Source organism: Pseudomonas sp. 5.2 (genome assembly GCF_059025405.1).
The window spans coordinates 1-24447 of sequence record NZ_JBYBHH010000032.1; the positions used below are offsets into that span (position 1 = coordinate 1).

21 protein-coding genes are annotated in these 24447 nt (G+C 62.6%); 10 read left to right on the plus strand and 11 right to left on the minus strand.

Features of this window, described 5'->3' with window-relative positions:
* Positions 1-35: 35 nt before the first annotated feature.
* From AC5PZ0_RS27875 to AC5PZ0_RS27890, 4 genes are all read left to right on the plus strand, one after another.
* The gene (locus AC5PZ0_RS27875) at positions 36-995 is read left to right on the plus strand and encodes a PDR/VanB family oxidoreductase (RefSeq protein WP_493856172.1); all 960 of its coding nucleotides are present in this window, start codon (positions 36-38) and stop codon (positions 993-995) included.
* Between the two features lie 114 nt (positions 996-1109).
* The gene (locus tag AC5PZ0_RS27880; RefSeq protein ID WP_493856173.1) at positions 1110-2354 is read left to right on the plus strand and encodes an OprD family outer membrane porin; all 1245 of its coding nucleotides are present in this window, start codon (positions 1110-1112) and stop codon (positions 2352-2354) included.
* Positions 2355-2376: 22 nt separating this feature from the next.
* Positions 2377-3684 carry an MFS transporter gene (locus tag AC5PZ0_RS27885; protein WP_027593650.1) on the plus strand — a complete coding sequence of 436 codons (1308 nt, stop codon included), beginning with the start codon at positions 2377-2379 and terminating at the stop codon, positions 3682-3684.
* A 94-nt stretch (positions 3685-3778) separates the two neighbouring features.
* Positions 3779-5137, plus strand: a complete 1359-nt coding sequence (locus AC5PZ0_RS27890) for a spinster family MFS transporter (protein ID WP_027593651.1) — start codon at positions 3779-3781, stop codon at positions 5135-5137.
* A gap of 865 nt (positions 5138-6002) precedes the next feature.
* Here the strand turns inward: AC5PZ0_RS27890 and catA are convergent.
* Genes catA through AC5PZ0_RS27905 form a run of 3 tightly spaced genes read right to left on the minus strand, consistent with a single transcriptional unit; the run spans position 6003 to position 8426 of the window.
* A complete protein-coding gene (gene catA, locus AC5PZ0_RS27895) occupies positions 6003-6938 on the minus strand; it encodes a catechol 1,2-dioxygenase (RefSeq protein WP_493856174.1) in 936 nt (311 codons plus the stop codon).
* A 43-nt stretch (positions 6939-6981) separates the two neighbouring features.
* Positions 6982-7272: a muconolactone Delta-isomerase gene (catC, locus tag AC5PZ0_RS27900; protein ID WP_027593653.1), complete on the minus strand. Its 291-nt coding sequence runs from the start codon at positions 7270-7272 to the stop codon at positions 6982-6984.
* A 32-nt stretch (positions 7273-7304) separates the two neighbouring features.
* Complete coding sequence (locus AC5PZ0_RS27905) at positions 7305-8426, minus strand: muconate cycloisomerase family protein (protein ID WP_493856175.1); 1122 nt, start codon at positions 8424-8426, stop codon at positions 7305-7307.
* Between the two features lie 135 nt (positions 8427-8561).
* Between AC5PZ0_RS27905 and AC5PZ0_RS27910 the strand changes: the two genes are divergently transcribed.
* The 3 genes from AC5PZ0_RS27910 (at position 8562) to AC5PZ0_RS27920 (ending at position 11650) form a co-directional block, all read left to right on the plus strand.
* A complete protein-coding gene (locus tag AC5PZ0_RS27910) occupies positions 8562-9434 on the plus strand; it encodes a LysR family transcriptional regulator (protein ID WP_099428992.1) in 873 nt (290 codons plus the stop codon).
* Positions 9435-9582: 148 nt separating this feature from the next.
* Positions 9583-10350: an SDR family NAD(P)-dependent oxidoreductase gene (locus AC5PZ0_RS27915; RefSeq protein WP_186683188.1), complete on the plus strand. Its 768-nt coding sequence runs from the start codon at positions 9583-9585 to the stop codon at positions 10348-10350.
* Positions 10351-10378: 28 nt separating this feature from the next.
* A complete protein-coding gene (locus tag AC5PZ0_RS27920) occupies positions 10379-11650 on the plus strand; it encodes a D-arabinono-1,4-lactone oxidase (protein WP_493856176.1) in 1272 nt (423 codons plus the stop codon).
* A 60-nt stretch (positions 11651-11710) separates the two neighbouring features.
* On the opposite strand, the gene AC5PZ0_RS27925 is transcribed toward AC5PZ0_RS27920, so the two are convergent.
* Entirely contained in the window at positions 11711-12511 is an 801-nt protein-coding gene (locus AC5PZ0_RS27925) for a helix-turn-helix domain-containing protein (RefSeq protein ID WP_238217751.1), read from the minus strand.
* A gap of 114 nt (positions 12512-12625) precedes the next feature.
* The gene (eutH, locus tag AC5PZ0_RS27930) at positions 12626-13858 is read right to left on the minus strand and encodes an ethanolamine utilization protein EutH (protein WP_493856177.1); all 1233 of its coding nucleotides are present in this window, start codon (positions 13856-13858) and stop codon (positions 12626-12628) included.
* 212 nt (positions 13859-14070) lie between these two features.
* Here eutH and dsdA point away from each other — a divergent pair, with 212 nt between their 5' ends.
* Positions 14071-15402, plus strand: a complete 1332-nt coding sequence (gene dsdA, locus AC5PZ0_RS27935; RefSeq protein WP_493856178.1) for a D-serine ammonia-lyase — start codon at positions 14071-14073, stop codon at positions 15400-15402.
* Here the strand turns inward: dsdA and AC5PZ0_RS27940 are convergent.
* Complete coding sequence (locus tag AC5PZ0_RS27940; RefSeq protein WP_493856179.1) at positions 15399-16796, minus strand: amino acid permease; 1398 nt, start codon at positions 16794-16796, stop codon at positions 15399-15401. The genes dsdA and AC5PZ0_RS27940 overlap by 4 nt on opposite strands.
* Positions 16797-16866: 70 nt before the next feature.
* Complete coding sequence (locus AC5PZ0_RS27945) at positions 16867-17901, minus strand: histone deacetylase family protein (RefSeq protein WP_027593658.1); 1035 nt, start codon at positions 17899-17901, stop codon at positions 16867-16869.
* Between the two features lie 123 nt (positions 17902-18024).
* Here AC5PZ0_RS27945 and AC5PZ0_RS27950 point away from each other — a divergent pair, with 123 nt between their 5' ends.
* Entirely contained in the window at positions 18025-18507 is a 483-nt protein-coding gene (locus AC5PZ0_RS27950) for an Lrp/AsnC family transcriptional regulator (RefSeq protein WP_027593659.1), read from the plus strand.
* A gap of 226 nt (positions 18508-18733) precedes the next feature.
* Here AC5PZ0_RS27950 and AC5PZ0_RS27955 read toward each other — a convergent pair whose 3' ends face one another.
* On the minus strand, positions 18734-19645 hold the full coding sequence (locus AC5PZ0_RS27955) for a LysR substrate-binding domain-containing protein (RefSeq protein ID WP_027593660.1): 912 nt from the start codon (positions 19643-19645) through the stop codon (positions 18734-18736).
* A gap of 97 nt (positions 19646-19742) precedes the next feature.
* Here AC5PZ0_RS27955 and AC5PZ0_RS27960 point away from each other — a divergent pair, with 97 nt between their 5' ends.
* Positions 19743-20834, plus strand: a complete 1092-nt coding sequence (locus AC5PZ0_RS27960; protein WP_274888635.1) for a tartrate dehydrogenase — start codon at positions 19743-19745, stop codon at positions 20832-20834.
* Positions 20835-20849: 15 nt separating this feature from the next.
* Here the strand turns inward: AC5PZ0_RS27960 and AC5PZ0_RS27965 are convergent, their stop codons facing one another.
* The 3 genes from AC5PZ0_RS27965 to AC5PZ0_RS27975 are packed head-to-tail and all read right to left on the minus strand — an operon-like array spanning position 20850 to position 24299.
* A complete protein-coding gene (locus AC5PZ0_RS27965; RefSeq protein WP_493856180.1) occupies positions 20850-21752 on the minus strand; it encodes a helix-turn-helix domain-containing protein in 903 nt (300 codons plus the stop codon).
* The gene (locus AC5PZ0_RS27970) at positions 21749-23161 is read right to left on the minus strand and encodes an aminotransferase (RefSeq protein WP_493856181.1); all 1413 of its coding nucleotides are present in this window, start codon (positions 23159-23161) and stop codon (positions 21749-21751) included. Before AC5PZ0_RS27970 ends, AC5PZ0_RS27965 begins: the two co-directional genes overlap by 4 nt.
* Before the next feature lie 34 nt (positions 23162-23195).
* Positions 23196-24299 carry a polyamine ABC transporter substrate-binding protein gene (locus tag AC5PZ0_RS27975; RefSeq protein ID WP_099428982.1) on the minus strand — a complete coding sequence of 368 codons (1104 nt, stop codon included), beginning with the start codon at positions 24297-24299 and terminating at the stop codon, positions 23196-23198.
* Positions 24300-24447: the final 148 nt, after the last annotated feature.

Here is a 24447-nt window from a genome sequence, read left to right on the forward strand (position 1 = left end):
CGCCGGTATCGGCTACATCCTTTAGGGCCACGACCATGAGCGACCAACTGCTCGATGTGATCGTGCAAGCCCGCGAAGTGCAAGGCGGCGACGTGGTCGTACTGGAGCTGGCCGCGGTCGACGGCCAGGCCCTGCCGCGCTTTGCGGCAGGCGCCCACGTCGACCTGCACCTGGCGCCCGACCTGGTGCGGCAGTATTCGCTGTGCGGCGACCCCGCGCATGCCAATGTCTACCGCCTGGGCGTGCTCAAGGACAGCCAGTCTCGTGGCGGCTCGGTGGCAGTGCACGAGCAACTGCAGCCTGGCACGCCAATGCGCATCAGCGCGCCGCGCAACCTGTTCCCACTGGCCAGCGACGCCACGCGCTCAATCTTGCTGGGCGGTGGCATCGGCATCACCCCGATGATCGCCATGGCCCATGCCCTGCATGCCCAAGGTAAACCGTTCGAGCTGCATTACCGCGGCCGCTCACGCAGCCGCTGCGCGTTCGTCGACGAACTGCTCGGCGCACCGTTCGCGGCCAGCGTGTTCACCCACTTCAGCGATGAAGGCCCTGAGCAGCACCTGGACCTGGCCCAGGTGCTGGGCCCCGCCATGCCTGGCGTGCACCTGTACACCTGCGGCCCGGCGGGCTTCATGGATTGGGTGATCGCAGGGGCGCGCCAGCAAGGCTACGACGACCCACACATCCACCACGAGTACTTCCAGGCCGAGGTCGACACCTCGGGCGGCAGTTTCGAGGTGGTCGCCGCACGCAGCGGCAAGACCGTGCAGGTGCAGGAAGGCCAGCCCCTGACCGCCGCCCTGCGCAGTATCGGGATCAAGGTCGAGGTGTCCTGCGAGCAAGGTGTGTGCGGCACCTGCCTGTGCGACGTGCTCGAAGGCGAACCCGACCACCGTGACCACTACCTGACCGAAGAGGAGAAACACACCAACGAGCAGATCGTACTGTGCTGTTCCCGGGCGCGCGGCAAGCGCCTGGTGCTGGATATCTGAGAAACAAAAACAAAAACAATACGTGACAGACAAGCGGGCGCAAGACCTGCAGCCCTTCTGCCCAGTTGCTCGACTGCCCAGGACTTGTACTGATCACACTTCCAGGATTACCCCATGGAACTCAAATGGCCGTTGCGTGCGAAACCGTTTTGCTTGTGTGTGGGCGCCGTATTACCCCTGACGTGCTTGGCCGATGTGGTGGATGACAGCCACCTCTCGCTCAATATCAGAAACCTCTACCTGAACCGTAACTTCACCAACCCCAGCGCGCCGGTGTCCAAGGTCGGCAACTGGTCGCAGGGCTTCGACCTGCAGTTCGAGTCCGGTTACACCGATACCCCCGTGGCAGTCGGTCTCGACCTCAACGGCCAGTATGCCGTGCGCCTGGACTCCACCGGCAACGATGGCTCGCTGCCCTTCAGCAAGCACCGCCAGCAGGCCGCCGACGACTATAGCCGCGGCGGTGCGACCCTGAAGCTCAAGTACGCCAACACCAAGGTACTGATCGGTGATCAGAAACCTTTCTACCCCGTCGCCTCCAACGACCCCAGCCGGCAGCTCGACACGATTTACCAGGGCGCGGTGATCGAATCACGCGACATCGACAACCTGACCCTCGTTGGCGGGCGCTTCTGGTCCATCGTCACCCGCGAGTCGTCCAACCATGAGCGCCTCTACCGCTACGGCACCCGCGACGACCTGGACAGTGATGGCCTGGACTTCGCCGGCGCCACCTACGCCCTGACCCCAGACCTGCAAGCCAGTTACTTCCATGGTGTGCTCAACGACATCTACAAGCAGGACTACGGCGGCATCAAGCACGCCCTGAAGTTCGCCGACGGCTACCAGTTGAAAACCGACGTGGGGTACTTCAACAACCGTGAAGACGGTGCCGCACGCAGCGGCACCGTGGACAACCGCGCCTACTTCGGCCTGGTCACCCTGGAAAAAAGCGGGCACATGCTGGGCCTGAGCTACCAGCGCATGACCGGCGATACCGTGTTCCCGACGTTGAACGGCTACGTGCCGCAGCTGTGGCTGCCGAACTGGGCGGGCCTGCCGTTCATTCGCCCAGATGAACGCAGCTGGTCGGTGCGTTATGGCTACAACTTTGCCGCCATGGGCCTGCCCGGGCTGAAGCTGTTCACCCGCTACATCAAAGGCACCGATATCGACCGCGGCCCGGGCCTTGCAAGGGACCAGGAAAGCGAGCGCGACATCATGCTCAGCTACGTGATCCAGAGCGGCCCGCTCAAAGACCTGGCCTTCGACCTGAAGAACATGCGTACCCAACAGCAGTACGGCAACGACTACAACGAGTATCGCCTGATCACTTCCTACACCTGGAAGTTCTGGTGACCGGCCCGCATGGAGATGGCTCATGAGTAACCTGAACACCAGCATCACCCGCGATACCGACCCGCGCACCATGCGCCGCATTGTCATCGCCTCGGTCCTGGGCAATGCCCTGGAATGGTATGACTTCTTCCTCTATGGCACGGCCGCAGCACTGATTTTCGCCCCGCTGTTCTTCCCCGCCGGCACCGACCCGGTGCTTGGCACCATGGCCTCGTTTGCCGGCTTCGCCGTGGGCTTTCTGGCACGCCCGCTGGGTGGCCTGATCTTTGGCCATATCGGCGACAAGGCCGGGCGCAAGAAGGCCTTGGTGATGACCCTGGCGATCATGGGTGCGGCAACCTTCGCCATGGGCCTGCTGCCAACCTTCGAACAGGTCGGCTACCTGGCCCCCGCCTGCCTGGTGATCCTGCGCGTGCTGCAAGGCGTTGCCTCGGGCGGCGAATGGGGCGGCGGCGTGCTGCTGCTGAGCGAGAACGCGCCCAAGGACCGCGTCGGCTTCTATGCGGCCTGGAGCCAGCTGGGTGTTTCCGGCGGGTTCGTACTGTCTGCCGCTGCGTTCTACCTGGTGCAGATGCTGCCCGTCGAAGACATGATGAGCTGGGGTTGGCGGGTGCCGTTTTTGGCCAGCATCCTGATTTTTGGCGTGGGGGTGTACATCCGCCGTCGCCTGCCAGAGAGCAAAGCCTTCGTCGAGGAACAGGCCCAGCAGGACAAGCCCGAGCACATGCCGGCCATGGAAGTGCTGCGCAACCACCCCAAGGCCGTGCTGCAGGCCATGGGTATCCGCATCGCCGAAAACGGCAGCGCCTACCTGTTCCTCGCCTTCACCATCGCCTACGCCAAGTTCACCGGCCTGGATACGCAACTGGTGCTGGCCAGCGTGATGGTGGCGATGATCGTCGAGGCCGGCACCATCGTGTTCTGGGGTTGGCTGTCGGACATCATTGGCCGGCGGGTGGTGTATGCCATCGGCTCGGTCGGTTTGATGGTGCTGGCGTTCCCGTTCTTCTGGATGCTCGATACCCACTCACCGGTGTGGGTGTACCTGGCGGCGTTGCTGGGCATGGCCTTCTGTCACGGCGCGATGATCGGCACCCAGCCGGCGCTGATGGGTGAGCTGTTCCCGGCCAAGGTGCGCTATTCGGGGCTGGCCATGGGGCACGAGATTGCCTCGATCTTCTCCGGCGGCCTGGCGCCACTGGCGGCAACGGCGCTGTTCAGCATTTACAAGGATGCCTGGCCGGTGTCGGTGATGCTCGTGGTGATGGGCGCGATCACCACCCTGGCGGTGATTTCCATCAAGCCACAAGCCTCTGCAGACAATAACTGACCGCGTGTTCAGCCCCTTCGCAGGAGCGGCCTTGGGCTGCGAAGGGGCCATCAGGCTGTCCCAATCAGGGCTGTCCCCTCAGGAACTTGCAAGCATGAATACCCTGACCGAAGCGCAACACCTCAAGCACACCCAAAAACGTTACGTGTACGAATGGTATGTGGTCATCCTGTGCATGGTGGCCTACATCTTCTCGTTCGTTGACCGGCAGATTCTGGCCCTGATGATCGAGCCGATAAAAGCCGACCTGCAGCTGAGCGACACCCAGTTCAGCCTGCTGCACGGCCTGGCGTTTTCGCTGTTCTACGCCTTCATGGGCATGCCCATCGCCTACCTGGCCGACCGCTTTTCGCGGCCACGCATCATCGCGGTCGGGGTGATTTTCTGGAGCTTCGCCACCGCCGCTTGCGGCCTGAGCAAGAACTTCACGCAGATGTTCCTTGCCCGGATCGGCGTGGGCGTCGGCGAAGCGGCCCTGTCGCCTTCGGCCTACTCGATGTTCAGCGACCTGTTCCCCAAGGAAAAGCTCGGCCGCGCAGTGGGCATCTACTCCATCGGCTCGTTCGTCGGTGGCGGCATTGCCTTTCTGGTCGGCGGCTACGTGATCACCCTGCTCAAGGACGCGCAGACCATCGAGGTGGCCTTCCTTGGCGCCATGAAGGCCTGGCAACTGGCGTTCTTCATCGTCGGCCTGCCTGGGGTGCTCGTGGGCCTGCTGATCTGGCTGACCGTGCGCAACCCCGAGCGCAAGGGCGCGCAGTTGGACGCCGACGGTAATGTGCGCAAGGTGAAGCTCACCGACGGCCTGCGCTTCATCGGCCGTCACCGGGCCACGTTCAGCTGCCACTACCTGGGCTTCTCGTTCTATGCCATGGCGCTGTTCTGCATGATGAGCTGGACACCGGCGCTGTACATCCGCAAGTTCGGCATGAGCCCCGAGCAAGCAGGCTTCATGCTCGGCACCATCCTGCTGCTGGCCAACACCACGGGTGTGGTGTTCGGCGGTTGGCTGACCGACCACCTGGCCAAGCGCGGCCGCAGCGATGCGGCCATGCGTACCGGGGTCATCGGTGCGTTGGGCATGATCGTGCCGGCCGTGCTGTATTCGCAGGTGGACCAGCTGTGGCTGTCGGTGACCCTGCTGGTACCGGCCATGTTCTTCGCCTCGTTCCCCATGCCGGCGTCCACTGCGGCCATGCAGATCCTCTCGCCGAACCAGGTGCGTGCGCAGGTATCGGCGGTGTTCCTGCTGATCAGTAACCTGCTGGGCCTGGGCTTGGGCACCACGCTGGTGGCGCTGATCACCGACCGCTACTTCGGCGTACCGGCTGCGGTCGGTTCTTCGATGTCGATTGTCAGCTTCGTCGCGTCGTTGCTGGCCATCGTGTTGCTGGCCAAAGGCTGCAAGTGCTTCCGACACAGCATGCAGCGTGAGCACCCCGTCGCGGCCTGAAGTGTTGGCCAGCATGACCCGATTGTAGTCGGGGCCACCGGGTGCCAGGCTTGGCATTTTCAGCGCCTATCAGATCGAGCGCCGCCCGCGCGGCGCTCGTTATCCGCCCCACCTCCAAGCCCAAGGCAAGCACCTGGCCGCCTTCACCCTGTCTGCCGACAAGCACATAGCAGCCCGCTTCCCCAATATTCCTTGTAAACACAAAAAAGCCTGGACCCTCTCCGCACGGAAAGGCCCAGGCATAAACGGTGAATCCTGTGGAGGCTGGCGTGTGTAGGAGCAGCCTTGCGCTGCGAAGAGGCCGGTGACAGCAGCGTAGATTTGCTGTGTTTTCACCGGCTTCTTCGCAGCACAAGGCTGCTCCTACAAGGGTTGAGCGTCAGCCGAGCGCCACCTCCAAACTCAAGACAACACTTTCTTTTCCCTCACCACATGTGGAACACAAAAAAGCCCGGACCCTCCCCGCACGGAAAGGCCCAGGCATAAAACGGTGAATCCTGTGGAGGCTGACGCTCAACCTTTGAGCAGCCTTGCGCTGCGAAGAGGCCGGTGACAGCAGCGTAGATTTACTGTGTTTTCACCGGCCTCTTCGCAGCACAAGGCTGCTCCTACAAGGGTTGAGCGTCAGCCGAAAGCCACCTCCAAACTCAAGACAACACTTTCTTTTCCCTCACCACATGTGGAACACAAAAAAGCCCGGACCCTCCCCGCACGGAAAGGCCCAGGCATAAACGGTGAAAACTGTGGAGGCTGGCGTGTGTAGGAGCAGCCTTGCGCTGCGAAGGGGCCGGTGAAAACACAGTAGATCTGCGCTGCTGTCACCGGCCTCTTCGCAGCACAAGGCTGCTCCTACAAGGGTCGAGCTTTAGCCGTCTTGCAACGCACGCGGGCGATGGCTGCGGGTTTCGGCCTCAGGCGCCTGCGCAGCCTGCAACGTGAAGTCGAAGGCCAACTCGGCGAAACGCTCCCCTTGCACGCCCCGATCATGCGCCGCCGCCGCATCCTCGACAAAGCGCAGGTCACCGATCAGCCCATCACGGGTGGCATAGGCAAAGTCATCCCACAGGTATTGGTCACCGGCGAAGTTGATCTGCGTGGTCAGGTGGCGATGCCCCGGCGCGGAGATGAAGAAGTGCACGTGCGCCGGGCGCTGGCCGTGGCGGCCAAGCAAGTCCAGGCACTCCTGAGTTGGCCCCTGCGGGTCGCAACCATAACCGGACGGCACGATGGAGCGGGCGCGGTAGCGGCCCTCTGCGTCAGTGATGATGCGTCGGCGCAGGTTGTACTCGGACTGGGTCGAGTCGAAGTACGAATAGGTGCCCTGGGTGTTGGCGTGCCAGAGGTCGACGGTAGCGCCTGCCAGCGGCTTGCCGTCGGCGCCGAATACCTGGCCTTGGAGGAACATCACTACGCCGGGGTCGGTGCCATCGTCCATGCGTGCTTCGCCTTGGCTAAGCGGCGCGCCTGCAACGTACAGCGGGCCTTCAATGGTGCGCGGGGTACCGCCGGCCAGGCCCGCTTCGGCATCCTTGGCGTCTTGCAGCAGGTCGATGAAGTGCTCGATCCCCAGGCCCGCTGCCAGCAGGCCCGCCTCGTTACGGCCGCCCAGGCGGTTGAGGTAGTCGACGGCATGCCAGAACTCGTCCTCGCTCACTTCCAAGTCTTCGATCAGGCGGGCAGTGTCCTGCAGCACGCGCAGGATGATCTGTTTGAAGCGCGGGTTACCCTCGGCGTGCCCAAGGCCTGCGACCTCTTCAAAAAACGACTGGATCTCGGCAGTATGGGAAATTTTCACGGTCATTTTGCTTACCTCATCTTGTTCTTGTCAGGTAGTCAGGGACGAATCAGCGGTCGTCACTGTGGATCGACGACGGGTGGCGGCACAAGCCGTCCACCTCGATCTCCATGTACGGGAACAGCGGCAGTTGCATCAGGGTGTCGTGCAGGGCCTCGACGCTTGCCACATCGAACACGCTGTAGTTGGCGTAGTGCCCGGCAATGCGCCACAGGTGGCGCCAGGTACCTTCTTGTTGAAGGCGCTGGGCCAGTTCCTTTTCATCGGCCTTGAGCTTGGCGGCCTTGGCCGGGTCCATGTCGACCGGCAGTTTCACGGTCATCTTCACGTGGAACAGCATGCGGGTTCTCCTTAAGGCGTTGAATGTACAGTTCAGCGGCGGGCAAAGCGCGCCAGGCGCTGCTCGTCCAGGGTCAGGCCAAGGCCTGGCGTGCGTGGAATGTGCAGCTGGAAGTCGTGGTACTGCGGCGGCTCGTTGACGATCTCTTCGGTCAGCAGCAGCGGCCCAAACAGCTCGGTGCCCCAGGTCAGCTGGCGCAAGGTGAGGAACGCGTGGGCCGAAGCCAGGGTGCCGATCGAGCCTTCAAGCATGGTCCCGCCGTAAAGGGCGATACCGGCCGCTTCGGCGATTTGCGCTGTGCGCAGCACTGCACGTGGGCCGCCGTTCTTAGCGATTTTCAGGGCGAAGATGCTGGCCGCGCCGTCCGCGGCCAGGCTGAAGGCGTCCTCGACGCTTTCGATCGATTCGTCGGCCATGATCGGCGCTGGGCTGCGTTGATTGAGGCGCACCTGGCCGCCACGGTTGATCCGCGAAATGGGCTGTTCGATCAGGTCGATACCGTTGTCGCCGAGCACCTGGCAGGCGCGCAGGGCCTGGGACTCGTCCCAGTACTGGTTGACGTCGACCCGCACGCTGGCGCTGTCACCCAGCTCGCGCTTGATCGCCACCACGTGCTTGAGGTCCTGCTCTACCGGGTTGGCGCCGATCTTCAGCTTGAACACACGGTGGCGACGGATCTCCAGCATGTGCTGGGCTTCGGCGATATCACGGGCGGTATCGCCGCTGGCCAGGGTCCAGGCCACTTCCAGGCTGTCGCGTACTCGGCCGCCCAGCAGCTCGCTAACCGGCAGCCCCAGGCGCTTGCCCTGGGCATCGAGCAAGGCGCTTTCGAGACCCGACTTAGCAAAGGTGTTGCCCTTGGCCAGCTTGTCCAGCTTGAGCATGGCAGCGTTGATGTTATCTGCCGGCAGGCCGATCAGCGCCGGCGCCAGGTGTGCGTCGATATTGGCCTTGATGCCCTCGGGGCTTTCATAGCCGTAGGCCAGGCCACCAATGGTGGTCGCCTCGCCGATACCTTCGATGCCGTCGCTGCAACGCACGCGCAATACCACCAGGGTTTGCTGTTGCATGGTGTGCATGGCCAGCTTGTGCGGGCGAATGGTCGGCAGGTCGACGATAATTGCATCTATGCGTTCAATCAGGGTGTTTGTCATTGTTGCCAGGTCCCGTCAGATCGGACCGCAGATGGCAGACCCGATAGTTGCACTTACTTGATTGATCAAGCATTGCGCGAGACCCTGATACCCGTCCAATATCAAATGAATCTCCCACCATACCCTGGAGGTCTGATGGAACTGCGCCACCTTCGCTACTTCAAGGTGCTGGCCGAAACGCTGAACTTCACCCGTGCCGCCGAGCTGCTGCATATCGCCCAGCCGCCGCTAAGCCGGCAGATCAGCCAGCTCGAGGAGCAGCTCGGCACGCTGCTGGTGCTGCGTGAGCGCCCGCTGCGCCTGACCGAAGCCGGGCGGTTCTTCTATGAACAGACCTGCACCCTGCTCCAGCAACTGGAAAACATCAGCGACAACACCCGCCGCATCGGCCACGGGCAACGCCAATGGCTGGGCATCGGTTTTGCGCCCTCCACCTTGTACACCGTGCTGCCAGCGCTGATCCGCGAACTGCGCCAGGACAGCGAGCTGGAACTGGGGTTGAGCGAGATGACCACGTTGCAGCAGGTCGAGGCACTCAAAAGCGGCCGCATCGACATCGCCTTCGGCCGTATTCGTATCGATGACCCGGCCATCCTCCAGCAGGTGTTGTGCGAAGACCCCTTGGTCGCGGTATTGCCCAAGGGCCACCCGTTGGCAGGCACCCCACTGACCCTCGCGCAACTGGCCAAGGAGCCGTTCATTCTGTACCCGGCCAACCCCAGGCCCAGCTACGCCGACCATGTGCTGGCCCTGTTCGCCCACCACGGCATGACCCTGAAGATCAGCCAGTGGGCCAACGAACTGCAAACGGCCATCGGCCTGGTGGCCGTCGGGCTCGGCGTGACCCTGGTGCCGGCGTCGGTGCAACAGCAGCACCGCACGGATATCGAGTATGTCGGCTTGCTGGACACCAGCGCCGTCAGCCCGATCATCCTCAGCCGTCGCAAGGGCGATGTGAGCCCGATCGTGCAGCGGTGCCTGGCGTTGATTGCACAACAGGCGACCTGACCTGCCCTCCCCCGTATACCCATCGGTATATGGATGTTCCCGTTGAACTGTTTCATGCTCCGACACGCGATCGCGAACCGCCGAGGCATCACACACACTCAATAAAAACCAATGCTGCGCCGGCAAACGGCGCGGCGCGGAGTCGAACATGACGGGACGTCTCAAGGGCAAGGTCGCGCTGATTACAGGCGGCGCGGGTGGGTGCGGGCTGGCCGCATCGGAGCTGTTCGCGGCAGAGGGGGCGCGGGTCGGTATCGTCGACTTGCCTGGCAGCAAAGGCGCTGAGGTGGCACAGCAGTTGCGCGATGCCGGCCATGACGTGCTGTTCGCCCCCGCCGATGTCTCCGACGCGCAACAGGTCAAGTCTGCCGTAGCTGCCGTGGAACAGGCGTTTGGGCCCATCACCGTCCTTATGAACCACGCCGGTATCCTGGCTGCCGTGCCCTTCCTGGAAACCAGCGAAGAAGAATGGGACCGGATCATGGCCGTGAACGTGAAAAGCATGTTCTTGGTCACCAAGGCGGTCTTGCCGGGCATGCTCTCGGCAGGCGGCGGCAGCATCGTCTGTACGTCGTCGATCTCGGCCGTGGTGGGCACGCCGATGGAGGTGCTGTATTGCACCAGCAAGGGCGCCACGCACATGTTCGCCCGGGCCATCGCCGTGGAGTTCCGCGACCGCGGCATCCGCGCCAACGCGATCTGCCCGGGCTTCATCGCCACCGCCCATGGCCTGCGCGAAATCGACATGCTGCGCAAACACGGCGTGGATGTCAGCGAACATGCCATCGCCGCCGCCCAAGGGCGCCTGTGCCAGCCCTCGGAAGTGGCCACTGCGGCGCTGTTCCTGGCCAGCGACGACGCCAGTTTCGTCAACGGCGCCCACCTGTTTGCCGACAACGGCTACACCGCCATCTGATCACAACAATAATGGGCAGGAGAGCAACGTGACCACCTCATCGAACAACATGCACATCAACGAGTTCGGGCTCGATCAGGCGCACTGGCGCAATTGGGCGGGCAACCAGTCGTGTATCCGCGCGGCGCGTGGCGCGCCCTCCAGCGAAGACGAACTGTGCACCTTGGTGAGCCAGGCCAGCGCCAATGGCATGAACGTGCGCGTGGCAGGTTCCGGGCATTCGTTCACCCCGGTGGCGCTGACCAATGGCTTGCACCTGACGCTGGGCAACATGAGCGGTGTACGCCACATCGACCTAGAGAAAAAACGCGTCACTGCGGCGGCCGGAACGACCATCAACGCCTTCGGCAAGGCGCTGCGGGCTGCAGGCTTGTCCATGGTCAACCAGGGTGACATCGACAGCCAGTCGATTGCCGGTGCCTTGACCACAGGCACCCACGGCACCGGCCTGACCCTGGGTAACCTGGCCTCCTCGATCGTCGGCATGAAGCTGGTTCAGCCCAACGGTGAGATCATCGTGGTGGACGAAAGCACCCCCGACCTGCTGCAGGCTGGCCGGGTGTCGCTGGGGGTGCTGGGGATCGTCTCGGAGCTGACCTTGCAGGTGACCGACAGCTTCAACCTGCACGAACGCATCTGGCGTGAAGACTTCGAAAGCGTGATGGACAAGCACGACGATCTGGCCCGTACACACCGCCACTTCAGCTTCTTCTGGTGCCCCTACGAGCAGAGCCGGCACTGCTACTGCCTGCCCGACACCGCCGCCACCTCCACCAGCGGACGCACCACTGACGTCTGTGAAGTAAAGGTCATGGACATCACCGACCGCCCGGCCTGGGAAAGCCCGTTCGAGAAAGTGGCCTACAGCTCGGACGTCTACCCTATCGAGTACCTGCCCAACTTCCATGAACTGGAATACGCCGTGCCCATCAGGCACAGCAAGGACGCCTTGCGGGCGGTGCGCAAGCTGATGCTTGAGGACTTCCCCGAGGCAATCTACCCCATCGAGTACCGTTTCACCGCAGGCGACGGCGCCTGGATGAGCCCGTTCTTCGAGCAGGACAGTGTCACCATTTCGGTGTCCGGCCAGCCAGGCACCGACTACTGGGACTACCTGCGTGCGGTCGACCAGATTCTGCGTTCATACGGCGCCCGGCCTCACTGGGGCAAGCTGCACTTTCTGACCGGCGACGACGTCAGCGCGATCTACCCCCGTGCCGAGGATTTCCGCACCCTGCGCCGCCAGCTCGACCCTCAGGGGGTGTACCTCAGCGAGCACCTGAGCCCGCTGTTCAAGTAGGCCGCAACAGCTTGGCACAACGCCTGGGGGAGCACCTCGGGCGTTGTGCTTTCAAGGCCGTCAGGCCTTGGCCAGGTAGTCGATGAACAGGCGAAACAGCTCGGCGTTGGTAGAAATTTCAAGCCGCTGGTAGATATTGTGCTTGTGCACTTTCACCGTGCCATCGGAAATATTCAGTTGCCTGGCAATCGACGCGTTGCTGTGCCCCTGCAACAGCAACTTGGCGATGTAGCGCTGCGTTTCGGTCAACTGGCCCTGCAGGATCTCGACGAACGCATCTTCCAGCACCACGCTCTCGGCTGGCGCATCGCGCAGGCAATCCGCGTACTTCAGCCGACAATGCTGCCCGAGTACCGAGGCCAGCACAGGCGCCATGGCGGCCAGCATCTGCATGTCGTCTTCGCCGAAGCTGCCACTGCTGAGGTTGCGCATCAGCGAGTAGACGACAGCCACCTGGGGGCGCAGTGCGATGATGAACCCCACCTCCTCCACCGAGGTGCCGTAGTCGGACGACACGCACGGGTGGATGTCCTTGGAGATGGAAAAGCCCGAAGAGAAGAAGCTGTCGGGTGCCAGCTCACTCATGCGCCACAGCCCGGGCGGGTGTTCGTTGACGCAGGCGACATAAAACGGGTCGAGCAGGTAGCCGCCGCGCACGTAGGCATTCAAGGTGCGCTCCGACACCGAGTCGTTGTAGCCGTTATGCACCAGCACAGCCTTCTGGTTGAACTGGAACAGGTAGCCACAGCTCATCTCGAACGCCAGTTTCTCTCGCAGCAGCGCATCGATGGCGGGCCCCAAGTGTTCCGTGCCTATCGCGTCGATAACGGCCGCCAGCCTGTTCGCTTCTTCCAATGTCATCGTTCCCCCTGCTCTTGTGCACTGAAGCACCCAGAACTTACCGCCCTGCGCCGCAAAAAGCACAAAATCCGGGGCGCCCTGGGCGCTCCGGATCATGTCGACGACGCTTTTCGATCAGGACGCTTCAGCCGCCACCTTGAAGGCGCTGGCGGCCTCATCCTGGCGCCCCATCTCAAGCGCCTTGGGTACGGCGAGCCAACTGGCCAGCAACATGGCGACCAGGCCACCACTGAGTTTGCCGATGATCAGCGGCAGGATCAACGAGGGCTGGAAGTTGGCAGAGAACGCCATGTGGTCGCCGAACGTGAAGGCGGCGCACACCGAAAAAGCGATCACCAAAACCTTGTCCTTGGGCGGCATTTCGCTGACGAGCCTGAACATTGCCAGGATGTTGGCCGATGCGGCCAGTACACCGGCTGCACCAACACCCGACATGCCGAACCGCGAGGCGACCCGCTCGATGGGGTTGGCCAGAAAGCGCTTGAGCAGGTGCACCATCGGGAATGCCCCACACAGCATCAGGCCGACGTATCCCGCAATTTCCAGTGCGCGGAACTGGTCGTCGGCATCGGCGATGATAGGGGCGAAGCCCCAGCCACCGAATACGCTGCTGAAGAAGCCGGTGAAGTACTGGACGATGGAGGCCACCAGCACCAACACCACCGTGATGTACATGAACTGCCCAAGTTTGAGGAACAGGTAGACCATCAGCGTCGGGAAGTAGCGAAGTGCAGCAGCCAGCGCGATGCAGAACAGAATCAACGGCATCAGGTTACGCACCAGCATCGGCCAGGTGAAGTGCAGTGCCTGAGTGGCCACGCCAGTGGTGGCGATGTCCGGGCGGACCTCCAGGCCGAGCATTTGAATGGTCATGGCAATCACCATGATGCTGACCGGAATGGTCAACAAGCCAGCCATGATGCCTAAGGCCATGTACTTGTGGTCGACCTTGCGCAGCATCGCCAGCCCAACCGGGATCACGAAGATGATCGTCGAACCAGACTGGAAGCCAGTGATCAAGCCGAGGATCCAGCCCTCGGGGCTTTGCGCCAGGGCCTTGGCCAGCTGGTAGCCGCCCATGTCGGAGGCGATGAAGATGGGCCCGGCAATCCCCGGGTCGGCGCCTAACGCCAGGAACAGCGGCGCGATCAACTGGCTGATGCCTGCGGAAATATAAGGGATCGCCGCCATGATGCCGGCCACGGGGATGAAGATGGGGCCAATGCTGTGCAGGCCGGCAATGAATTCCTGGCCCAATTCGCCTTCCGGGTTGTAGATGGATGCCACGGCACCCAGTACCGCGCACACCATGATGACGTAGATGACATAGGTGCCGATGCTTTCCATTTGCCGCCTCATTCTTGTAAGAGTTGTTGGGTTGGCAGGACTGAATGTCGCGGGGGGCGTAATTGTTTTTATCGCGCATGCAAGGTGCGCCCCGTCGAGGGTTAAGCTATTCGGCAGGCAGTTGGCTGTCCATATACCGAGAGGTATAGGCAGTTCACAGAATGTGGGGCAACCCTGCTACTCCACACGGGTCATCAACACAGGAACAACGCATGATTCACGGCAAATCGCTAGACGCTTGGTACGCCTCTCACCCGCGGGTCGAGGACCTGGTCACGCTGCGCGAAACCTGCTGGTTCAACCCAGGTATCGTCCCCACCGCACAAGCCCTGGGCGACGTCGGCCTCACTGCCACCGACGTCAGCGCAGCCAGTGCCCGTCTGCAGCGGTTTGCACCGTACCTGGCCGAGGTGTTCCCCGACACCGCCGCGTCTGGCGGTATCATCGAGTCGCCGATCCGCTCGCTGCCTGCCCTGCAGCACACCCTGCTGCAAGAGGCTGGCCTTGCCCAAGGCGGTGCGCTCTGGCTCAAGGCCGACAGCGAGCTGCCGATTTCCGGCTCGATCAAGGCCCGCGGCGGCATCCACGAAGTGCTCAAGCATGCCGAAGACCTGGCGCTGGCGGCCGGCCTGATCACCCTGGACAGCGATTACCGAGTATTGGCAAGGGATGACGCCCGGCAGTTTTTCAGCCAGTACAAGGTAGCGGTCGGCTCGACCGGCAACCTCGGGCTGTCGATCGGCATCATGAGCGCGCGGCTGGGTTTCCAGGCCACGGTGCACATGTCGTCGGATGCGCGGCAGTGGAAAAAGGACAAACTGCGCGCCAACGGCGTGAGCGTGATCGAGTACCCCTCCGACTACAGCGTTGCGGTGGAACAAGGCCGCCAGCAAGCAGCAGCGGACCCTACTTGCTACTTCGTCGATGATGAAAACTCGCCTCACCTGTTCCTCGGTTATGCCGTGGCTGCCGAACGCTTGCAGGGCCAGTTCAAGGCCGCCGGCATCAAGGTCGATGCCGAGCACCCGCTGTTCGTCTACCTGCCCTGCGGCGTGGGTGGCGGGCCTGGCGGGGTGGCGTTCGGCTTGAAGCTGCTGTTTGGTGATCACGTGCACTGCGTCTTCGCCGAACCCACCCATTCGCCCTGCATGTTCCTTGGCGTGTACACCGGGCTGCATGACGAAACCAGCGTGCAGGACTTCGGCATCGACAACGTCACCGCAGCCGATGGCCTGGCGGTAGGCCGCCCTTCCGGCTTTGTTGGCAAGGCCATGCAGCGCCTGCTCGACGGCTACTACACGGTCACGGACGAGCGGCTGTACCAATTGCTGGTGCTGGCCCATGACCTGGAGCAGGTGCGCCTCGAGCCCTCGGCGCTGGCCGGCATGCCTGGCATGGTGCAGGTACTGCAAGCAACGCAGTACCTGGCGCGCATGGGGCTGACGGCGCAGCGCATGGCCAACGCGACCCACTTGGTGTGGGGCACCGGTGGCAGCATGGTGCCGGATGACGAATATGCCGCCTACCTGGCCAAGGGGCGTTAGGCCTTGCGCCGACGATAAGCCACAAGCAGAAAGACAAACCACAACGGCATCACGCACAGGGCCATCCGCGTATCCGGCTCTAGGGCCAGAAGCACCAGCACGAAGCCGAGAAAGCCCAGCGAGGTGACGGCCATCGGCACGCCACCCGGCAGTTTGAACTTCGACGCCTGGTGCGCGGCCGGGTTGTGCTTGCGGTAGGCGATGTACGCGGCGAGGATCATCGACCAGGTGAAGATCACCAGAATCGCCGAGATGGTCGAAATCAGCGTGAACACCGTCATCACCTCGGGGATGATGAACAGCAGGGCCAACCCGGCCAGCATGCACATCGCCGAAAACAGCAAACTGTGCACCGGCACGCTGAGGGCCGAAAGCCTGGCAAAGATGGCGGGTGCATTACCCCGCTCGGCCAGGCCAAACAGCATTCGGCAGCCAGAATAGACGCCGCTGTTGGCAGAGGATGCCGCCGACGTCAGCACCACGAAGTTGAGCATGCCGGCAGCGGCGGGAAAGCCGGCCAACAGGAACAGCTCGACGAAGGGGCTGCGGTTGGCCGGCACTTCTGCCCACGAGACCACGCTGATGATGCACACCAGCGCCAGGATGTAGAACAGCAGGATGCGTAAAGGAATGGTGTTGATGGCCTTGGGCAGCGAACGGTGCGGGTTCTTTGCCTCGGCGGCGGTGGTACCGATCAGCTCGGTGCCAGCGAAGGAAAACACGGCAATCTGGAAGCCTGCGAAAAACCCACTGATGCCATGGGGCAGCACCGCGCCGGGCGCCACCACGTTGGACAGCGAGGCCACCACGCCGTTGGGTGATACATAGGCGGTGGCGATCATCACCGCTGCGGTGATGATCAGCGTGACGATGGCCACGATCTTGATGATCCCGAACCAGAACTCCACTTCGCCGAAGATTCGCACCGCCAACATGTTCAGCCCAAGCAGCACGAACAGGGTGAGGAACGCCGGTATCCAGGCGGGCACATCCGCATACCAGTACTGGAAGAACCCCGCCACGACCACCACGTCGCCGACCACCGCCACGCTCCAGCTCAGCCAGTAGGACCAGCTCAGCACGAAGCCGGCGCGCGGGCCCAGGTAGTGGGCGACGATGTCGGCGAACGATTTGAAACGCAGGTCAGAAAGCAGCAGCTCGCCCATGGCACGCATGACGAAGAACACGAAAAAACCGAGGATCGCGTAGACCAGCAGAATGGAGGTACCGGACAGCGCGATGACCTTGCCCGAGCCCATGAACAAGCCGGTGCCGATGGCGCCACCAATGGAGATCAGCTGGATATGGCGGTTTTCCAGCGTGCGTTTGAGGTGCCCGTCTTGGGCTGAGTCTGTAGGTTTGCTTTGATCAAGGCTTGCGGACATGTCTTGCATGAGCGACCTCTTTTTATTGTGGGTATCAGGGCTTTCGAACAAGGCCCGCGCAGGGCCTTGCCACGGTGTGCTATCGAACCGCGCCTTCGAACCCTTGCAACGTGTTCACGGCATTGATGCCGATTTCATCGACCATGTAGCCGCCCTCCATCACGAACAGCGTCGGGATGCCTACGCGTGCGATCTCCGCGCCCAGGCGCAGGAAGTCTTCGCTGGTGAGCTTGAAGTGGCTGATCGGGTCGTCCTCGAAGGTATCGACGCCAAGCGACACGACAAGAAAGTCCGGCTGGTGCGCGACAACGCGCTTGAGCGCGTCCTGCAACGCCAGCCGGTACTGCGCCCAGAGGGTGCCTTTGCCCAGCGGGTAGTTGGCATTGAAGCCCTCCCCGGCCCCCGCGCCCTGTTCGTGGGCATAGCCGGAGAAGTACGGGTAGGACACATGCGGATCACCGTGGATCGAGGCGAAAAACACATCGGGGCGGTCATAGAAAATGTTCTGCGTGCCGTTGCCGTGGTGGAAATCCACGTCCAGCACGGCCACGCGCCGTGCACCCTGGCTCAGGCAGCGTTCGGCGGCAATGGCGGCATTGTTGAGGTAGCAATAGCCGCCCATGTATTCGCGGGCCGCATGGTGCCCAGGGGGGCGGCACAGGGCGAAGGCACTGGGCGCGCCATCGATTACACGCTGCATGCCGGTCAGTGCCACGTTGGCACTGCTGCGCACGGCTTCCCAGGTGCCGCCGGTAATCGGCGCGCCGGCGTCCATGGCGTAGAAGCCCAGTTTGCCATCGATGAAGCCCGGCTCCCGGTCGATGGCCAGGTCGCGCACCGGCCATACCAGCGGCAGCGCATCATGGGTCTTGCCGGTGGCGGTCCATTCTGCCCAGGCATTTTCCAGAAAGCTCACATAGCGCTCGCTGTGCGCCGCGACATAGCAGGCACGGTCAAACGATTGCTCGGCGATGACATCGCCCAGGCCTGTGGACTGCACACGCGCCAGCACGGTATCGGCACGCTGAGGGTTCTCGAATGACGGCGTGATGGCCCCGTCCTTGAGCTCGGAGCCATGGTGCAAGCGGTGTTTGTTGCTAAAGACTGTCAGCACGCGAATGTCCTTTTTCAAGGTGGTATCGGATAACCAATTTTCGCGACAGACCGCTGAAAATGCTTTGCTTTATGCTCAGCAAAACCGGATGCTTGAGCGAAACATTCACCCGGTAGCCCCATAATGAGCAAAGCCTTTGCTTACGAAGAACTGGACGAAGTAGACCGCGAACTGCTGCGCCTGCTGCAGGAGGACGGCACCTTGTCCAGCGCCGCCTTGGGCGAGCGCCTGTCGATGACCGTGACCCCCTGTTGGCGCAGGCGCAAACGCCTGGAGGAGCTGGGCCTGATCAAGGACTACCAGGCCAACCTGGACCGCAAGAAGCTGGGTTATGACGTCATGGCCTTCGCCCAGGTGCGCTTCGGCAACCATTCGGCCGAAGCACCTGACGACTTCGAGCAGGTGATTCTGAAATTGCCGCAGGTATTGTCCTGCCACAAGGTCACGGGTGAGGCTGATTACGTGCTGACGGTGCTGGCGACCGACCTGGAAAGCTATGGCCGTTTCGTCGAAGACGTGTTGCGGCGGCAACCTGGCATAGCGTCGATCCAGTCGAGCCTGGCCCTGCGGGAAATCAAGGCGGTTAGCCGGATACCGGTGAGGTAGGCGTTGGGTGCCTGACTTGGTTTTTGGTGCGTTTATGAGATCGGGCGCCGCACGCGCGGCGCTTCGCAGCACAAGGCTGCTCCTACATTTTTTCGGGCCAATTATTCCTGAGGCGGTCGCGCGCGCTGGTACAGGCGTTGCGAAACAACTGTAGGAGCAGCCTTGTGCTGCGAAGCGCCGCGCGTGCGGCGCTCGATCGCATAGGCGCCACAACACGAAAGCCTGGCTACCCTGGCAACCTATACCGCTCGGCAAAATACTGCCGGAAGAAGTCCACTGCCACCCGCACCTTGGCCGAACTTGCCAGCGGCGAGGTATACACGGCCCAGATATCCGCCGGCTGGTGATAGTCACTCAACACCTGCACCAGGCGCCCATCCAGCAGGCTGTCGTGCACATCCCACCAGGACCGCAACAATATTCCGCGCCCATCCAGGCACCACTGGTGCGCCACCTCGCCATGGTTGCTGGACAAGCCCCCCGTCACCCGCACGCTTTCTTGGCCCTCAGGGCCTTCGAGCTGCCAGATACCAAACGGGTGGTCGCGCTCCTTGATTACCAGGCAGTCATGGCTGCCCAGGTCGGCCAGCACTTTCGGTGTGCCTTGCCGCGCCAGGTACGCAGGTGAAGCACAGAGCACCCGACGGTTCTTGGCCAGCAGCTTGGCGATCAGGTTGGGCGCAATGGTATTGCCCACGCGGATGTCCAGGTCGACCCCCTCCTCGATCAGGTCCACCAGGCGGTCATGCACATCCAGCCGAATATCCAGACGCGGGTAGCGCTCGGCCAGTTCTGACAAGGCCGGGGCCACGAACCTGCGCCCCAGGCCCAAGCTGCTGGCGATGCGCAGTTGCCCTGCCGGTTCGCGGTGCTGGGCACTGATGTCATCGCCCATGCGCTGCACCGCATCGAAAATCTGCAGCGCCCACTGGTACACCCGCTCACCCTCTTCGCTGATCGTCACCCGCCGCGTGGTGCGGTGCAGCAAACGCACCTCCAGGTTTTGCTCGAGCACGCGAATGCGTTTGCTGATGTACGCCGCCGACATGCCCAGTTCGTCGGCCACGGCGGCAAAGCTGGCGCGCTTGGCCACCTGCAGAAAGATATTGAGGTCATCGAGGTTGGGCAGATTATTCACGCTTCGTGTTCCAAGAATCCATGAAAGGCTGGATTATCTCCGATTGAAGGCCTTATAGCATGGCTCGCACCTGTTCCCTAGCCAACGAGTGCGCCCCATGACCAAGACATTCAGAATCGCAGCCATCCCCGGTGACGGCATCGGCACCGAAGTGCTCCCCGAAGGCATTCGCGTGGTCGAGGCTGCCGCTCGCAAGCACGGCCTGGCCATCAGCTTCGAGTTCTTCGAGTGGGCCAGCTGCGATTACTACCTGGCCCACGGCAAGATGATGCCGGACGACTGGTTCGAGCAGCTCAAAGGCTTCGACGCCCTGTACTTCGGCGCAGTCGGCTGGCCCGACAAGGTCCCGGACCACATCTCGCTGTGGGGCTCGCTGCTCAAGTTCCGCCGCGACTTCGACCAGTACGTGAACATTCGCCCGGTGCGCCTGTTCCCGGGCGTGCCGTGCCCGCTGGCCGGCCGCGCACCCGGCGACATCGACTTCGTGGTGATCCGCGAGAACACCGAAGGCGAGTACTCGTCCCTGGGCGGGCGCATGTTCGAAGGCACCGAAAACGAGATTGTGCTGCAAGAATCGGTGTTCACCCGCCGTGGGGTCGACCGCATCCTCAAATACGCCTTCGACGTGGCACAAACCCGCGCACGCAAACACGTCACCTCGGCCACCAAGTCCAACGGCATGGCCGTGAGCATGCCGTACTGGGACGAACGCACCGCAGCCATGGCTGCCAATTATCCGGAAATCAGCTGGGACAAGCAGCACATTGATATCCTCTGCGCCCGCTTCGTGCTGCAACCGGACCGCTTCGACGTGGTCGTGGCCTCTAACCTGTTCGGCGACATCCTTTCCGACCTCGGCCCGGCCTGCGCAGGCACCATCGGCATCGCCCCTTCGGCCAACCTCAACCCCGAACGCAAGTTCCCGTCCCTGTTCGAACCGGTACACGGCTCGGCGCCGGACATCTTCGGCAAAAACATCGCCAACCCGATCGCGATGATCTGGTCCGGTGCGCTGATGCTCGAATTCCTCGGCAACGACGGTGCCGACCCGCGCTACCGCGCTGCTCACGATGACATCCTCAGGGCCATCGAGCAGGTCATCGCCGCAGGCAACACCACCCGCGACATGGGCGGGCACAAGTCCACCCAGGAGGTCGGCCGGGCTATCACTGCCCTGATCGAGGCCTGACGCCCAGGGCCGCGCCTACAACGCCAGGGTGTGCTCGACGGCACCCTGGCGCAACCAGTCGATAAACCGCGCAAACAGCTCCGACTGTGAATTGATCTCAAGCTTCAGGTACAAATTCTTGCGGTGCATGCGCACGGTCTCCGGCGAGATCCCCAACTCCACCGCCGTGGACTTCACCGAGTGCCCGCGCAAGATCATGTGCGCCACTTCACGCTCACGATCCGTAAGCACCTGGCAGCCAAAACTCTCGAACGCTGCCTGTACGCTGCCCCGTTCGGCCGAGGCCGTGGCAGGTTCAAGGTTGTAGCGGGCATAACGCACCAGCAGCTCGCGCACCATTGGCTCGACCGCCCGCAACAGGTCGATCTGCCCGCTGCTCAAACGCGTGCCACTGCACCCCTGAAACAAGCTGAACGAAAGCTTGCGGCCCTCGCTGAGGTCGACGATGTAGTAACTGTCTTCACTGCAGCCGGTGCCCAGGTAGTAGGCCTTGTAGTAGTCGCTGTCGAAGAAGTTGTCCGGGGCGATTTCCTGCAAGTGATAGAACCCTTCGGCCAAGCCACTCTGCACGGCCAGGCAAAAGGGGTCGAGCAGGTAGCCCGCGCTGAAGTAACGCTCGAGCACCGCATCACGATGCACCTCGGGGATGCCCTGCTTGTACAGCAGGCGCGGTGCACGCCCCTGGCATTCGAGGCTGATCATCATCGACTCGACCTGCACCAGTTGGCTGATCGCAGCCGCCACGTAGCTCAGGGCATCGGCTGATTCACAGTGGGCGAGCGCACGCTGCAGCGCTGCATGCCAGTGCTGCAGCGCCCCCAGCGAGAGGGTGAGCGGAGTGTCGGAAGTGGCCTGGGTCATGCCCGGCAGTCTAGCCTGCCAGGCACGCCCACGCACAGCCCTTTGCGCCAGGCTCATCGCCCTTGGTACAGCCCTTGCGCGGTCAGTTCGCGCGCCGTTTCGATGATGCACTGGCGCAGGGTTTCGACGATCTCGTCGACTTGCGCATGCGTGATGATCAACGGCGGCGACATCACGTTCAGGTGCATGATCGGCCGCACCAGCAGCCCCTTGGCCTGGGCTTTGCTGTGGATGCGCTCACCGATGTTGACCGCATCAGGGAACAGCGCCTTGCTGGCTTTATCGGCAACGAACTCGACACAGGCCATCAGTTTCAGGCAACGCACATCCCCCACCAAAGGCAGGTCGCGCAAGGTTTGCAGCCGTTGCTCCAGGTAGCTGCCCACGTCCTTGACGTGCGCCAGCAGCTGCTCGCGTTCGATGATTTCGATGTTCTTCAATGCCGCCGTGCAGCACACCGGGTGCCCGCTGTAAGTGAACCCATGGGTGAAGCAGCGGCCCTTGCCCGGCTCGGCGATCACCTGCCAGATACGCTCGGAGAAGATGCACGCGCCCAGCGGCAGGTAGGCCGAGGTCAGGCCTTTGGCGGTGGTGATGATGTCTGGCGTGACGCCGAACAGTTCCTCGCTGGCGAAGAAGGTGCCCAGGCGGCCGAACGAGGTCACCACCTCGTCGGCGACGAACAGGATGTCGTAGGTCTGGCACACCTGCCACATGCGCTCGAAGTAGCCCTTGGGCGGGATGATCACCCCGCCCGAGCCCATGATCGGCTCGGCGAAGAACGCCGCCACGTTGTCGGCGCCCAGGGAGAGGATCTTGTCCTCGAACTCGGCCACCAGGAAGTCGAGGAACTCGGCCTCGTCCATGTCGTCCGGGGCACGGTACGGGTTGGGGTTGGAGACATGGTGGATCAAGTCATGGGCGTAGTCGAACTCTGGCACGCGGTCGGCAGCCTTGTTGCCAATCGCCATGGTCAGGGTGGTGGAGCCGTGATAGGCGTTGTAGCGCGCGATCACGTGCTTCTTGTCCGGTTTGCCCCGGCAGTTCTGGTAGTACTGAATCAGCCGGTAGGCGGTATCGACGGCGGTAGAGCCACCGGTGGTGAGAAATACGTGGTCGAGGTCACCTGGCGCCAGTTGCGCGAGCTTCTGGCACAGCGCGATAGCGACGTCATTGGCCATGTCGGAGAACGGGTTGGAGTAGGCCAGCTTGCGCACCTGGTCGGCAATGGCCAGGGCCATCTCTTCACGGCCCAGGCCGATGTTGGTGCACCACATACCGCCGACCGCATCGAGAAAACGGTTGCCGTGGGTGTCTCGGATGTAGGCGCCCTCACCTTCGACGATGTTCAGCGCACCTTGCTCACGGTGCTCGTCGAACACATGGTAGCCGTGCATGTAGTGGGCCTTGTCGGCGTCCACCAGTGGGTCGTGGGCAATGGCGAATGCTTTGCTGGGTGTGGCCATGGGCAGCTCCTTGGCGGGAATCGGTTGGCAGTGTTCAGAAACCGGTCTTGACCGTGCTCCAGACCCGGGTGATGGCGCGCATGTCCTTGGGGCTCTGGGTCTTCTGGGCGAACAGGCGTTGGCGGGTCTGGGCATCGGGGTAGATCGCCGGGTCTTGGCGGATGTCGGCGTGCACCAGCGCCGTGGCAGCGGCATTGCTGTTGGCGTAGTGGATGAAGTCGGTGACCTTGGCCATGGTCTGCGGCTGCAGCAGAAACTCGATGAAGCGGTGAGCATTGGCCGCGTGCGGCGCGTCCTTGGGGATGTAGAGGTTGTCGAACCAGATCAGCGAGCCTTCCTTGGGGATGAAGAACGCCAGCTTGATGGCCTTTTTCGCTTCTATGGCACGGGCCTGGGCGGTGGCGTAGTCACCTGACCAGGTCAGGGCCAGGCAGACATCGCCGTTGGGCAGGCTGGTGAGGTAGTTGACCGAGTCGAACTTGCGAATGTACGGGCGAATGCCCATCAGCAGCTGCTCGGCAGCCTTGAGGTCGGCGGGCGCTGCGCTGCGGGGGTCCTTGCCCAGGTACTGCAGGGCCAGCGGGATCACCTCGGTCGGCGCGTCCATCAGGGTGACACCGCAGTCGGCGAAGCGCGAAACGATCTTGGGGTCGAACAGCATGGCCAGCGAGCCGATCGGTGCATCGGGCATGCGCGCGGTGATCTTGTCGACGTTGTAAGTGATCCCGGAGCTGCCCCAGGTATAGGGTGCCGAGTACTTGAGGCCGGGGTCGTAACCTTGCAGGTTGCTCACCACCTGCTCATCCAGGTTGTGCCAGCTGGGCAGTTGCTGCTTGTCCAGCGGCTGGAACACGCCGGCCTGAATCAACGGGGGTACCAGGGAGGCGTTGAGCATTACCAGGTCGTAGCCGGAGCGGCCGGTGAGCAATTTGGTCTGGACGGTTTCGTAGCCATCGAAGGTGTCGTAGATGACCTTGATGCCGGTGGCCTTCTCGAAGTCGGCCAAGGTGGTTTCGCCGATGTAGTCGGTCCAGTTGTACAGCCTTAACGTGTTACCGCTGTCCCCCTCTACCGCCAGTGCCTGCGTCGCGGTCGACGCCAGCAACAGGCTGCCAATCACCTTCAGTGCCTTGCGCATAGCAACTCCATCGTGTGACTGCTCCGGAACGAGCCGATGGGTTCACTATCGGGGGATTTGCTTGAGGGCAACATACCCCGAATGTGTGGGTGGTCGTTTTTGGGCAGATACTCATTGGTAGGTACTCATAGCCCTATCGCCGGCAAGC